Annotated in this window: 13 protein-coding genes; 5 read left to right on the forward strand and 8 right to left on the reverse strand. The window is 63.9% G+C overall.

Annotation, left to right across the window (positions count from 1 at the left end; all coding sequences use genetic code 11):
- Positions 1-15 precede the first annotated feature (15 nt).
- Positions 16-942, forward strand: coding sequence for an NAD-dependent epimerase/dehydratase family protein (locus ACIPVK_RS17235; RefSeq protein ID WP_407613211.1), 927 nt, complete (start codon positions 16-18; stop codon positions 940-942).
- On the opposite strand, the gene ACIPVK_RS17240 is transcribed toward ACIPVK_RS17235, so the two are convergent.
- From ACIPVK_RS17240 to ACIPVK_RS17260, 5 genes are all read right to left on the reverse strand, one after another.
- Positions 943-1,884 carry an AEC family transporter gene (locus ACIPVK_RS17240; RefSeq protein WP_407613212.1) on the reverse strand — a complete coding sequence of 314 codons (942 nt, stop codon included), beginning with the start codon at positions 1,882-1,884 and terminating at the stop codon, positions 943-945.
- A gap of 133 nt (positions 1,885-2,017) precedes the next feature.
- Positions 2,018-3,349 (reverse strand): enolase C-terminal domain-like protein, encoded by a 1,332-nt coding sequence (locus ACIPVK_RS17245; protein WP_407613213.1) that lies wholly within the window; start codon positions 3,347-3,349, stop codon positions 2,018-2,020.
- Entirely contained in the window at positions 3,346-4,953 is a 1,608-nt protein-coding gene (locus ACIPVK_RS17250; protein ID WP_407613214.1) for an aldehyde dehydrogenase (NADP(+)), read from the reverse strand. The genes ACIPVK_RS17245 and ACIPVK_RS17250 overlap by 4 nt, the downstream gene beginning before the upstream one ends.
- Positions 4,954-5,019: 66 nt before the next feature.
- The gene (gene kdgD, locus ACIPVK_RS17255; RefSeq protein ID WP_407613215.1) at positions 5,020-5,970 is read right to left on the reverse strand and encodes a 5-dehydro-4-deoxyglucarate dehydratase; all 951 of its coding nucleotides are present in this window, start codon (positions 5,968-5,970) and stop codon (positions 5,020-5,022) included.
- Positions 5,971-6,159: 189 nt separating this feature from the next.
- Entirely contained in the window at positions 6,160-7,047 is an 888-nt protein-coding gene (locus ACIPVK_RS17260; protein ID WP_407613216.1) for a LysR family transcriptional regulator, read from the reverse strand.
- Positions 7,048-7,200: 153 nt separating this feature from the next.
- Between ACIPVK_RS17260 and ACIPVK_RS17265 the strand changes: the two genes are divergently transcribed.
- From ACIPVK_RS17265 to ACIPVK_RS17280, 4 genes are all read left to right on the forward strand, one after another.
- A complete protein-coding gene (locus ACIPVK_RS17265) occupies positions 7,201-8,202 on the forward strand; it encodes a tripartite tricarboxylate transporter substrate binding protein (RefSeq protein ID WP_407613217.1) in 1,002 nt (333 codons plus the stop codon).
- A gap of 68 nt (positions 8,203-8,270) precedes the next feature.
- Positions 8,271-8,816 carry a tripartite tricarboxylate transporter TctB family protein gene (locus ACIPVK_RS17270; RefSeq protein ID WP_407613218.1) on the forward strand — a complete coding sequence of 182 codons (546 nt, stop codon included), beginning with the start codon at positions 8,271-8,273 and terminating at the stop codon, positions 8,814-8,816.
- Between the two features lie 24 nt (positions 8,817-8,840).
- Positions 8,841-10,370, forward strand: coding sequence for a tripartite tricarboxylate transporter permease (locus ACIPVK_RS17275; RefSeq protein ID WP_407613219.1), 1,530 nt, complete (start codon positions 8,841-8,843; stop codon positions 10,368-10,370).
- On the forward strand, positions 10,367-10,765 hold the full coding sequence (locus ACIPVK_RS17280) for a universal stress protein (protein WP_407613220.1): 399 nt from the start codon (positions 10,367-10,369) through the stop codon (positions 10,763-10,765). Before ACIPVK_RS17275 ends, ACIPVK_RS17280 begins: the two co-directional genes overlap by 4 nt.
- A gap of 317 nt (positions 10,766-11,082) precedes the next feature.
- Here the strand turns inward: ACIPVK_RS17280 and ACIPVK_RS17285 are convergent, their stop codons facing one another.
- From ACIPVK_RS17285 to ACIPVK_RS17295, 3 genes are all read right to left on the reverse strand, one after another.
- Complete coding sequence (locus ACIPVK_RS17285) at positions 11,083-11,547, reverse strand: FadR/GntR family transcriptional regulator (RefSeq protein WP_407613221.1); 465 nt, start codon at positions 11,545-11,547, stop codon at positions 11,083-11,085.
- A complete protein-coding gene (locus ACIPVK_RS17290) occupies positions 11,534-11,677 on the reverse strand; it encodes a GntR family transcriptional regulator (RefSeq protein ID WP_407613222.1) in 144 nt (47 codons plus the stop codon). The genes ACIPVK_RS17285 and ACIPVK_RS17290 overlap by 14 nt, the downstream gene beginning before the upstream one ends.
- 289 nt (positions 11,678-11,966) lie before the next feature.
- Positions 11,967-12,989 carry an NAD(P)-dependent alcohol dehydrogenase gene (locus ACIPVK_RS17295; RefSeq protein WP_407613223.1) on the reverse strand — a complete coding sequence of 341 codons (1,023 nt, stop codon included), beginning with the start codon at positions 12,987-12,989 and terminating at the stop codon, positions 11,967-11,969.
- Between the last annotated feature and the right edge of the window lie 284 nt (positions 12,990-13,273).

Genomic DNA, 13,273 nt, shown 5'->3' on the forward strand with positions numbered 1-13,273 from the left:
GGTAATGTTCAGGACATGGGACTCACCGAACATATTCTGGTAACCGGCGGCTCGGGACGACTCGGACGCAGCGTTGTCGCAGGCCTGCTTGCAGCCGGCCACGCCGTCACGTCCGTTGACCAACGCCTGCCCGAGGCCCCGGAGCCCGGGGCCGAATACCTCTCCGTCGACCTTCTGGACACCGCCCAAACCCTCGAGGCCTTTGCCTCGGTCCGTCCGGACGCCGTCATCTCCCTGGCCGCCATCGCGGTGCCTTTCAGCGCCCCGGAAGCGGTGATCCTGAAGACCAACGCGACCATTGCACACAATGTGGCCTCGGCGGCGCTGGAGGCCGGATGCAAGAAGATCGTGCTGGCCTCCAGCCCCACCGTCATTGGCTACGGGGCGCCCGCCGGCTGGCTGCCCGCGCGATTCCCGCTGGACGAGGACACCCCGACAAAACCGTGGCACGCCTATGGCCTGTCCAAGCTGGTGGCCGAGCAGGTTGCCTCAATGTTCGCCGCGGCGCGCGGCAAAGAGGCCAGGTTCGCCTCCTTCCGCCCCTGCTACGTGATTGCCCCCGAGGAATGGGAGGGCGCGCCTACCCAGCAAGGGCACACCGTCACCGAACGGCTTCAGGACCCGGATTTGGCGGCGCCCTCGCTGTTCAACTACGTCGATGCCCGGGACGTCACCGATTTCCTTCTGCTGCTTCTGGAGAAGATGGACATCATCGAGAACGGTTCGACCTTCTTCGTGGGGGCCGCCGATGCCTTGGCCACCAAGCCGTTGAGCGAGCTGCTGCCGCGCTTTGTGCCGGGCAGCGAGGAGCTGGCCGCCGGGTTGGTCGGGACCTCCCCGGCCTTCAGCATCGAGCGCGCCCGCACCGTCCTGGGCTGGGAGCCCAAGCGAAGCTGGCGCACCGAACTTCTCAACCAGCCGGGGCCCGGGCACGGTGCCTGATTAGCCCAGCAGGAGCGTAATCCCCAGCGTCACCGGCAGGGCCAGCAGTGTGCTGCAGAGGACCACTTCGCGGGCCACCGTGGTTTCCAGCCGGAACTGCTGGGAAAAGAGCAGCACGTTCTGGGCGGTGGGAAGCGCCGCCATGATCACGACCCCGAGCAGGGCGGTACCCTGCAATCTGAAGACGAAAGCGGCAAACACCCAGGCCACCAGCGGCATGAAGAGCATCTTGAATCCGGTGGCCAAAAAGACCTCGCCGCGCAGGGATTTCTCTGCCAGCGGGCGCTGCCCGAAGAGCGCCATGCCGAACGCCATCAACAGCAGCGGAATGGAGGCCTGGCCCAACATGTTCAGCGGGATGTTGATGACCTCGGGCAGGCGGAGGTTGAAGGCGGCGAAGAGCGCACCGACGAACGTGGCGATGGTGACGGGGTTGGCGATGGAGCGAAGGATGGTCTTGGCCAGCGGGGGCTTGTTTTCCTGGTTGCCCTTGGCCCTGGCCGCCAAGGCAAAGAGGCACAGATAGACCGGGGCGATCATCAGGAGCTGGGCGATGAGGACCGAGACCACCGGGTTGGTGCTGCCCACCGCGTAGAGCGCCAGCGGGACACCGATGTTTCCTGCATTGACGTAGCTGGTGGACATGGCAGCGCCCGGCAGCCGGGCCGCCGGCACCTTGAAGAACAGCTTGGCGCTCAGCGCGTAGAGGCCGCCGGTCAGTGCGGCGGTGATGAGCGCAATCGGGGTGTACACGCCGATCACCGAGCGCAGGTCGGTGTCGGCGAGCATCGTGAACATCAGCGCCGGATTGGTGATGTAGTAGATCAGCGGGGTCAACCCCGTGGCGATGGATTCGCGCTTGCGCGGCAGGAACCGTGCGGTGGCCAGCCCGATGAAGATCAGGATCAGCACGATGGTGAAGCCCTGGAGAACTCCTTGCACATGGCCTCCAAACAGGCGTCGGGAAAAGCGGACGCGACGAGGGTCCGCGATTAAGCATGGCAGGGATGGCGGGGCGTTCGGTTGAACGACCCCACCATCCCTGCCTTTACATGGTTCTTTTCAAGAAGTGGCGTTAGCGAACCAGCGCCGGGGACTTGGCGTCGAATTCCCATCCGGGAATCAGGTACTGCATGGATGCGGCGTCGTCGCGCGAGCCCAGCCCGTGCTCCAGGTAGAGCTCGTGTGCCTCGGCCAGGCGGGTGCGGTCCAGGGTGACGCCCAGGCCCGGACGTGCCGGCACCTTGATCTCGCCGTCGCGGATCAGCAGCGGCTCCTCGGTCAACCCCTGCCCGTCCTGCCAGATCCAGTGCGTGTCCAGGGCCGTGATTTCGCCCGGGGCCGCGGCACCGACCTGCGTGAACATGGCCAGGGAAATATCGAAGTGGTTGTTCGAGTGCGAACCCCACGTCAGCCCGAACTCCTTGCAGAGCTGGGCCACGCGCACCGAACCTGCCATGGTCCAGAAGTGCGGGTCGGCCAGCGGGATGTCCACGGCATTGGTGCGCACCGCGTGGGCCATTTCGCGCCAGTCGGTGGCGATCATGTTGGTGGCTGTCGCCAGGCCGGTGGCGCGCCGGAACTCGGCCACCACCTCGCGCCCGGAGAACTTGCCCTCGGCGCCGCAGGGGTCCTCGGCGTAGGCCACGACGCCGGCCATGCGCTTGCCCAGGCGGATGGCATCCTTCAGCAGCCAGCCGCCGTTGGGATCCAGGGTGATGCGGGCTTCGGGGAAGCGCTGCTTCAGGGCGATGACGGCATCGACTTCCGCATCCCCTTCCTGCACGCCGCCCTTGAGCTTGAAGTCCTTGAACCCGTAGCGCTTCTGGGCTGCCTCTGCCAGCCTGACGATGGCCTCAGGGGTCATGGCCTCTTCGCGGCGCACGCGCTCCCAGTCATCGGTGCCGTGTGGCTCGCGCAGGTAGGGCAGGTCGGTGTCATCGGGATTGCCGACATAAAAGAGGTAGCCGAGCATCGGCACCGCATCGCGCTGCTGCCCGTCTCCGAGCAGCTCCGCGACGGGAACGCCGAGGAACTGGCCGTGCAAATCCAACAACGCCGATTCGATGGCGGTGACCGCGTGCACCGTGGTGCGCAGGTCGAAGGTCTGCGCACCACGGCCGCCGGCGTCCCGGTCCGCGAACCGGGTGGCGACCTCGCGCAGCAGCGAGCGGTAGCGTGCCACCGGGGCGCCGACGAGCAGTTCGCCGGCCTCCTGAATGGTGCCGCGGATGGCTTCGCCGCCGGGCACCTCGCCCAGGCCCGTGCGGCCCTCGGAGTCGGTGATGATGGCGATGTTGCGCGTGAAGAACGGGCCGTGGGCTCCGGAGAGGTTCAGCAGCATCGAGTCGTGCCCGGCAACCGGGACGACCTCGATGGCCGCAATGGTGGGTTGTACTGTGCTCATGCTTGTTCTCCGGCGGTCTTCAGGGTGCCGTCGATGCGGCGGGTCAGCTTCCAGGGGTTGGCCTGCTGCAAGGGTGCCGGAAGCAAGGAATCGGGGATGTTCTGGTAGGCGACCGGGCGCAGGAAGCGCTCGATGGCCAGCGTTCCGACCGAGGTGGTGCGGGTGTCCGAGGTTGCCGGGAACGGTCCGCCGTGCACCATGGCGTGTCCGACCTCGACCCCGGTGGGCCAGCCGTTGACCAGGATGCGTCCGGCCTTGCGCTCCAGGATAGGGAGCACGGCCGCGACGGCCTCGTGGTCGTTCTCGTTCAGCTGCAGGGTCGCGGTGAGCTGTCCCTCCAGCTTGGACAGGGCCTCTGCCAGGTCGGCCGCGTCGTCGTAACGGATGACCAGGGACGCTGCACCGAAGATTTCCTCGTGCAGCACCGGGTTGTCCAGCAGCTGCTCCACGCCGGTGGAGAAGATGGTCGGGGCCGGGGCGTTTTCGGTTGCCCCCTTGGTGCCCTCGGCCAAGAGTTCGACACCAGCCTGCTGTCCAAGGTTTTCCACGCCCTGGACCCAGGAGTTGTAGATGCCCTGGGTGAGCATGGTCTGTCCGGCGGCGGTGGCCGTCTGGGTGCGCAGCGCCTCGGCGAACGTGTCGCCTTCGGCCCCCGCAGGGACGAAGACCAGGCCCGGTGCGGTGCACAGCTGGCCGCTGGAACCAACGACCGATCCCAGGTAGGCCTTGGCATGTCCGGCCGCGTCCTCGGCCAGGGCCCCGGCGAAGAAGATCACCGGGTTGATGGAGCTCATTTCGGCGTAGACCGGGATCGGCTCCGGCCGCGCGGCCGCGGTGGCCATCAGCGCGGTGCCGCCGCCGCGGGAACCGGTGAAGCCCACGGCCTTGATGCGCGGGTCGGAGACCAGTGCCTGGCCGATGCTTGCGCCCGGTCCGTAGAGCAGCGAGAAGATGCCCGGGTGCAGGTTCGCCTCCGCAATGGCCCGGGTGATGGCCCGGCCGACGATTTCGCTGGTGCCCGGGTGGGCGTTGTGGGCCTTGAAGACCACCGGGCAGCCGGCGGCCAGGGCCGAGGCCGTGTCACCGCCCGCGGTGGAGAAGGCCAGGGGGAAGTTGGACGCGCCAAACACCGCGACCGGACCCACCGGGATCTTGCGCTGGCGGATATCCACCCGCGGCATCGGCGTGCGCTGGGGCAGGGCCGGGTCGATCCGCACCCCGTGGTGGTCGCCCTGGCGGATAACCTGGGCGAAGAGGCGCAGCTGGTTGCAGGTGCGCCCGCGCTCGCCGACCAACCGTGCCTCGGGAAGCCCGGTCTCCTCCATGGCCCGGGCCACCAGCTCGGTTCCCACGGCCTCGATGTTCGCGGCGATGGCCTCGAGGAAGGCGGCGTGGGTTTCCGGGTCAAGGGAACGGAAGGACTCGAAGGCGTCTTCGGCTGCGATTGTGGCCAGCTGCAGCTGGTCGGTGTCGATCAGCGAGTAGGCCGGATCGAGCGCCTGGTTGGTGGCGGGGTTGAAGCCCCGCACCTCGCCTCCGTTGCCGTGGGTCGTGGTCCCGGCCAGGATGGACTGGCCGGTGAGTTGCTGGGTATCCGTGGACATTGCTGCTCCTGCGTCGGAAGGTGGGGAGTGTCGGTGGTGGTGTTCGGTGCGTCCTGCGTGGGTTCCCTAGAGGGCCGCGGCTGCGGCCGAGGCGGCCGGCATCAGGCCCGCCTTCTGGATCAAGGCGCCCAGGTCCGCCAGGTCGGCCTCGGTGAGGTCCTGCAGCGGCGGGCGCACCGAGCCGGCGTCGCGGCCGATGGCCTTCAGGCCGCCCTTGACGATGGAGACGCCGTAGCCGGCCACGCGGTCGCGGATGTCGATGTACGGCAGCACGAATCGCTTGAGCTTCTCGGTGACGGCCGCGTGGTCCTGGTTGCGCACGTCCTTGTAGAAGTCCAGGGCGAACTCCGGAACGAAGTTGTACATGGCCGAGGAGTAGGTGCTCATGCCCAGCTGCAGCAGCGGCAGGGCGAAGGTCTCTGCGGTGGGCAGGCCGCCGAGGTAGAAGAGGCGGTCGCCGTTCTTCGCGTAGACCTTGGTCAGGTGCTCGATGTTGCCGGTGGCGTCCTTGAACCCGATGAAGTTCTCGTGGGTGTCGGCCAGGCGGGCCACGGTCTCGGCCGAGTAGATGGCGTTGGCGCGGTTGTAGACGATCACGCCGGTGGACGTCGAGGCGCAGACGGCCGAGACGTGCTGGAACAGGCCCTCCTGGTCGCACTCGGTCAGGTACGGCGGAAGCAGCAGCAGGCCCTCGGCACCGGCGGCCTCGGAGTCCTGGGCGTTGCCGATGGCCTGTTTGGTGGAGCCGCCCGCGGAGCCGAGCACCGGCACGCGCGAGCCGGCTTCCTCGACTGCCATGCGCACCACGCGGGCCGATTCCTCAGCGGTGAGGGTGAAGCCCTCGCCGGTGCCGCCTGCGGCGAAGAGGCCGGCGACGCCGAAGCTGGACTGCCAGTCAAGGTGGCTGCGGTAGGCGGCTTCGTCGATTTCCAGGTTGGCGTCGAATGCGGTCACCGGGAAGGAGAGCAGCCCGTCCTTGAGCTTGGCGGCAAGTTCGAAGGGGGTGTACGTGGCCATGGGGATACTCCTAAAGATGGGGCGCCTCCACGACGACGTGGATTGGTGGCGGTGGACGACGGTGTTGTTCGTTGACCCCCAGCCTAGGTAGCACCATCGATGCATGTCCAAGCCCATATTTGTATTGTTTGATACCCGTCGGGTATCGCAGGAATGGGCGATGCCGCCGGGGCTTGGAATGCCGGCATCTTAGGCCTGCAGGGAGCCGCGCACGATCTGCGCGAGTTTGGCCATCGCGGGATTCCGGGCGTCCCGGTTCCAGATCGCGTGCAATTCCACCGCGTCCTCCGCGATGTCATCGAGACGCAGGTAGCTCACGCCCTCAACGCCGAGCAGCTTGGCGCTCTCGGGCACGAAGGCGATGCCGCGTCCGGCCGCGACCAGCGTGATCATGGTCAGGACCTGGCTGACGGAATGGACAACGTTCTGGTGCTCGATGTCGATCTGCCGCACCACGAGGTCATAGAAATAGCGGGCCTTGGTGGGCGAGTGCATGATTAAGGCCTCGCCCGCCAGGTCTTCGACAACGATCTCGCGCGGCAGCAGATCCAGCCGATGTCCGGTCGGCACCGCAATGCAGAGGGACTCGGAGAAGAGCAGTTGTGATTCAAGGACCTTCTCGTCGAAGGGCGGCCGGGCCAGTCCCAGGTCGATGTCCCCGTCGGCCAACGCCGCAACCTGTTCGCCCGTGACCATTTCAAAGAGCTCGAGGTGCACATTGGGCAGGTGCGTGGAGATCTCCGACAACAGGGGTCCGAGCAGGCTGAAGCCGGATGCCGCGGTGAACCCGATGCGCAACTCGCCGAACTGTCCCGAGGCAATGCGTCGGGCGTTCAGCGGAGCGCGCTCGGCCGAAACCACCAGGCGCCGCGCGTCGATCAGGAACGCCTCCCCGGCGGCGGTGAGAGACACCTTGCGGTTGTCGCGCTCGAGCAGCTCGACCCCGACGCTGCGTTCGAGCTTTTGGATCTGCCGGCTCAGCGGCGGTTGGGTCATATTCAGTCGCTCGGCGGCCCGGCCGAAGTGCAGCTCTTCGGCGACGGCGACAAAACTGCGGGCTTGGTCCAAGGTGAACAATTGATACCTTTCGGGAATCACTCCATGCATAGATGGGGTTGGACAAGCATCATAACTACTTTCTAGGCTCAAGGAGAAGAAAGAAACGTGTTGTGACTCACTCGCAGGTGGGATGCCCCAAGCAACACGCATCGCCAACAAGGAGATCTCGCAATGAATAAGCAATTCACACGCCGTGCAATGCTGTCCCTGGCCGCGGCCACCGCGGCTCTTTCCCTTGCTGCCTGTGGCGGCAACGTCGGAGGCGGCTCGGCCGAGGGTGCCACGTTCCCAAGCGGTCCGGTGACCCTTACCGTCGGCCAGGCCCCGGGTGGTTCCACCGACCTCATCGCCCGCGCCGCAGCGGAAGGCATGGCAGAGAAACTTGGCGTTGCAATGCCTGTGGTCAACAAGCCCGGCGCCAACGGCGCCCTGGCCACCGAGGAAGTTGCCGCGATGAAGGCCGACGGCCAGAACCTCATCCTGCTCAATGCATCGCTGATCACCATCACCCCCTTGGCTGTGTCGGCAGACGAAGCCGTTTCCCTGGACAAACTGGATGTCATTGCCGGCCTGTCGCAGGATGATTATGTGATGGTCGCCAGCACCAAGTCCGGCATCGAGTCCGTGGAGGACTTGAAGAAGAGCGCCTCCAAGCTTTCCTTCGGAACCACCGGCGTGGGCACCGGCTCGCAGCTGGCCCAGGCACTGCTGCTGGCCCAGGCCAAGATCGAGGGCACCACGGTTCCCTTCGACTCGGGCTCCCCGGCCCTGACCGCCGTCATGGGCAACCAGGTCCAGGTTTCCACCATCCAGCTCGGCGAGGCCAAGCCGCAGATCGATGCGGGCACCGTGACCCCTCTGGTTGTATTCTCGTCCGAACGCAATGCATTCCTTCCGGACGTCCCTACCGCAGTTGAAGCCGGTTACGACGTTCCGGTCTCGCAGTACCGCGCCATTGCCGCACCCAAGGGCCTGAGCGCCGAGACCAAGGCCGCGCTGGCCGAATCGGTCAAGGCTGCGGTTGCCAAGGACACCTACAAGTCCTTCAATGAGTCGACCTTGCTGACCCCGAAGGAAATCACCGGTGAGGAAGTTGTCGCCGAGTGGACCGAGCTGGCCGCCAAGTACAAGAAGCTGACCGAGCAGTACAACATCTCGCTGGCGTCCAAGTAGCCTGAAGCCCGTTCCCAATCCCCACGCGCCACCTATGCGGCGCACGCCAGATCCAAAGGAAGCACGTTATGCGAGCCGATAAAGCGCCGCACGTCGAAGAAGCCGCGATTCCGGAAGAAGAAATCCTGACTCCCGAGCAGCTCGCGGCCCAATGGGCCGCGGAGGCGCCCGAGCCCGCGGGACCCGTGGCCAACACGGTCTCCTCACTGTTCGGCCTGGCGCTGGGTGTTGCAGGTCTGCTGCTTTCGCTGAAACTGGGATTGGGAACGCCGGCCGAACCACGGCCGGGCATGTGGCCATTCGTTGTCAGCCTCGTCGTTGCCGTGTTGTCGGTGGTCCAGATCGTCATCGGGCGCACCGGCGGCAAGGACGGGGAAAAGTTTTCCTCCTACTCCTGGTACGCGGCCATTGGGTTTGCCACGCTGATTGGCATGGTGCTGCTCATGCCGGTGGTTGGTTTTGAGATCCCCTCGCTGCTGCTGTGCTTCATCTGGATGAGGTGGCTCGGTGGTGAGAGCTGGCGCTCGGCAACCATGTATTCGATCCTGATTGTTGCTGCGTTCTACGCGATCTTCATTGCCGCACTCGGAACCACCATCCCCCGACTTTTCTAAGTCACAGACCTAAAGGTAAACGGCATGGATTTCTTCGGCCCGGTCTTGGACGGCTTTGGTGTTGTCCTGGACCCAACCAATCTTCTGTACTGCCTGCTCGGCGTCGCCATCGGCATGCTGATCGGCGTGCTGCCAGGCCTAGGCCCGGCAGCAACCATAGCGATCCTGCTTCCCATGACCTACGGGGTCGAGCCGGTCACCGCGATCATCATGCTGGCCGGCATCTTCTACGGCGCCCAGTACGGTGGCACCATCACCTCGGTGCTGCTGCGCATTCCCGGCGAGGCAAGCTCCGTGGTCACCGTCTTTGACGGCTACGTTTTGGCCAAGCAGGGCCGTGCGGGCACCGCCCTGGGCATTGCCGCCATAGGTTCGTTTATCGGCGGAACCGTGGGCATCATCGGCCTGACGTTCCTGGCCCCGTTGGTCGCAGGGTTCGCCCTGGACTTCGGTCCGCCCGAGTACACGGCCCTAGCCCTGCTGGGCATCCTGCTGGTCGCCACCATTTCCGGCGGTTCCAAGATCAAGGCGCTGATTGCTGCGGCCTTCGGCCTGTTCCTGGCCACCGTGGGACGCGACATCTTCACAGGCGCCGAGCGCTTCACCTTTGGCAGCCTGCCGCTGGCCGACGGCATCGACTTCGTGCCGATCGCCATGGGCCTGTTCGGCGTCGGTGAGATCCTCTACAACCTCGAGGAACGCCACCGCGCCGCAGCGGCCCCGGTCGCCGTGGCCAACGTCTGGCCCTCGCGCAAGGACCTGAAACAGTCCTCGGGCGCCATCGGGCGCGGCTCGGTGCTGGGCTTCTTCCTGGGCATTCTGCCCGGCGGAGGCGCAACCATTGCCTCGCTGGCCGCCTACGCCGTGGAGAAGAAACGTGCCAAGGATCCCTCGCGCTTCGGCAGGGGCGCCATCGAAGGTGTTGCCGGACCGGAATCCGCGAACAACGCGGCGGCCACCAGCTCCTTCATCCCGCTGCTGACCCTGGGCATCCCGGCTAACGCCACCATGGCCATCATCTTCGGGGCCCTGCTCATCCAGGGCGTGACCCCGGGCCCGCAACTGATCACCGAGCAGCCCGAGCTGTTCTGGGGCGTGGTGAACTCCATGTACATCGGGAACATCCTGCTGTTGATCATGTCGATCCCGCTGGTGGGCCTATTCGTGAAAATCCTGCGGATCCGCGCCGCGATCCTCGCGCCGATCACCGCGCTGATCACCATGCTCGGTGCCTACACGATCCGCAACTCGATGTTCGACGTCATGCTCGTGGTGCTCTTCGGTGCCCTGGGCTACCTGATGAAGAAGTTCGGTTTCGAACCCGGACCGCTGGTACTGGCGTTCGTGCTGGGAAGCCTGCTCGAGTCTTCCCTACGCCGTTCGCTGCTGGTGCTCGAAGGAGATGCCGGAGGGTTCTTCACCCGTCCGATTTCCGGCACCCTGCTGGTGATCTTCGTGTTCGTCGCGGTATGGCCCATGGTCAAGACGGTTATCAACAAGCGCAAGACGGCAAACGCCCTCTTGTCCGAAACCAAGGTTAAGGAAAAGGTATGAGCATCCTAGTTGGATACGTTCCGACCAAGGTCGGTGAGGCGGCGGTACGTGCGGCCATCAAGGAGGCCAAGCTTCGCGACGAGGAGCTGCTGATCGTGAACTCGGTGCGCGAAGGCGCGCTGGTGGACAAGTCGGTCGCGAGCCCGGAGGACATCGAACGCGTCAAGCAGTCCACCGTGGACGCAGGCATCAAGGCCCGGATCCTGGAGTCCGTACACCGCGACGACCTGGCCGAGGAGATCCTGGACCTGGCCGAGAAGCACGACGTCTCGCTGATCGTGATCGGGCTGCGCCAGCGCTCCCAGGTGGGAAAGTTCATCATGGGCTCCCACGCCCAGCGCATCCTGCTGCAGGCCGAACACCCGGTGCTTGCCGTGAAGGCGGACCAGGTCTAGAAGGACTCCAGCAGGACATTCAAGGGCGGGCCGGCCCATTACCTGCCCTGGTTTGGGCTGGTGAACGAACTCTGTGACGCGGCTCCTTCGTTAGAAACGTTTTGATCTGTAGGAAGTTCTAATTAATGCAACGAGGGTGACTTCCGAATTGCATCCAAAGTCGTGCTCGGCTTTTTCGTTGCAGGTTTGCAATGGGTCCACCTTCATACCGTGGACCGGAGGGCTTTTCTTCCCACGCTATGCGTGGGCACCGCAGGAAATCCAAAACGACATGGCATCCTGTGACGCTGCTGGGGCAATATCGCCGCTGATCTAGATCAGGCCTTGCGGCAACCTGCTTCGAAGGCCAAACGCATCTTGGAATTGACTAGGTGGCTACGCATGGCCGCTGCCGCGGCCATAGGATCGTTGGCAATGATTGCATCAAAGATACTGCGTTGCTCTTGGTTGACGAATAGGAGGCGGTCACCTGACGAAGCAGCATCATGAGTTTCCAGTCGGCGTAGCGGCATTGAAATCATGCTCGGTCGCAGACTGGAGACGGCATCAATGATGTAAGGATTTTGGCTGGCCCGCGCGATGGCCAGATGAAATTCGAAATCGCAATTGAGCCGAGCAGAAGGATTGTTGCCGCCCGCCTGGAAACGGTTAAGTGCCCCGGACAACTCGTCCAATTGCTCAGGTCCGTGGTGGCGGGCGGCCATCGAAGCGGCTTCTGCTTCGATTCCGGCGCGGAAATCAAGCAAGTGCAGACAATCAGACAAGGTTTTAGCGCTGTGCAAGGAAGCAGGGCTCAGTTGGATGCGTAACCGCGAAGCATCCGCTGCCCTTGCGCGTCTGGACCTGACCTTCAGCCTGGAGACGGGTAATCGATTCGCGAACCACGGTACGGCTGACACCGTGGGCCTCCATGAGCGTGTTTTCGCTGGGAAGCCGGTCAGGGGGCGCAATGCCCCCCGACGATCTGGGTGCGTATGTTATCGGCGAGGGATTCGGTGAAATTGCGCTTCATGTTCTGCATCTTCCCATGTAGCAATTGTTGCATCGGCCCTTCGGCGGCACCGCGGTTGTTACCGTCGGGTGCCGCCGCCGCAATAACTCGGTGCTAGAGAATACGCGATGGCCAAAACGACCAATGGACGCGGCGCCTAAGGTCATAGCGCCCCCCTCAAAGGGAGTTTGGTGCTTCTGAATTGCGGAATTAAGGAATGATCACAGACTTAATGGCAAAGGGATCCTCAGATCCGCAAAGGAGCGCTTCTTCGACCCGATGCAGCCCAAACCTGTTCGTGATCAATGCGTCAATGTCCACGGCGTCTGTAGCCACCATTTCAATGGCAGCAGGCCAGGTATCCACGTACCGGAAAATTCCGGTCAACTCAATCTCTCGATTTTGTATGACTGATACTGGCAGCAGCACGTCGTCTGCTCCCATGCCCACCAATACTGTGCGCCCACGAGGTTTTAGTGAACGGATGCCGGCTTGGATCGCCGGAGCGGCACCAGAAGCGTCAATGAAGACGTCCGCCCAGGGTATTTCAGAGGCGGACTTTGGTGTTCGGGGATCGATGGCCTCAGTCGCCCACCCTTGAACTGCCATGTCCCTTCTATGCTGGACCGGATCCGAAATCTTCACCTCAGAAGCACCCATCAGGACGGAAACTCTGGCGACCAACAACCCAATCGGTCCTGCACCTGCTACCAAGACACGAGATCCAGGGGTGACCCGCGCGGAGCGACACGCAGCGATCGCCACAGACAATGGCTCCAACAAGGCTGCGGCTTCGATGCTCACCGAGTCGGGTACTTCATAGGCAAATTTCGCCTGAATCACGGCGTATTCTGCGAAGGCGCCGTTGACCGGGGGCGCAGCGTAGAACTCCATGCAGACGCATAGGTTGTATCGTCCGGACAGGCAATATTCACAAGTGGTGCAGGGTTTCTGAGGTTCGATGGAGACACGTTGTCCGATTCTCGCTGAATCTACGTCGCTGCCAACAGCGACTATGGTTCCGGCCGCTTCATGACCAAGAATTAGTGGTTCCGTGACAACCATGTCGCCGATATGTCCGTCGAGGTAAAAGTGCGTATCTGAACCGCAGACACCCACAGCTTCAATCCGAACCAGCACCTGATCGGATTCGGGAATGGGAACGGGTACCGTCTGTACTTGTACGCGTTTTGGGGCAATTAAGATACTTGCGCTCATGTTTTCCGGGATCATCGCGGCTTCCTAATCTTGGCTTCCAAAGGTGTCATGCAGGCTTTTGTCAAAGCTCATTTGGTGTGCTCTTCACTTCGTTGATGGCTTCGGTTCGGACGTCACTGATTTTCTGTGCCTTACGCTTCCTCGAACCGCGCGATGCCATCGTTGCGGTTCAAACCGAGGGCGGCCGAGATGGAGTCGAGGGCGGCGGCGGTGATGGCCTCCGCGGTGATCCCGAACTCGGTGAACAGGCGCTTGTAGTCGGCCGAGGCGCCGTAGTGGTCCAGGGAGATGATGCGTCC

Origin of the sequence: Paeniglutamicibacter sp. MACA_103 (genome assembly GCF_045798555.1) — a bacterium.
Lineage (GTDB): Bacteria > Actinomycetota > Actinomycetes > Actinomycetales > Micrococcaceae > Paeniglutamicibacter.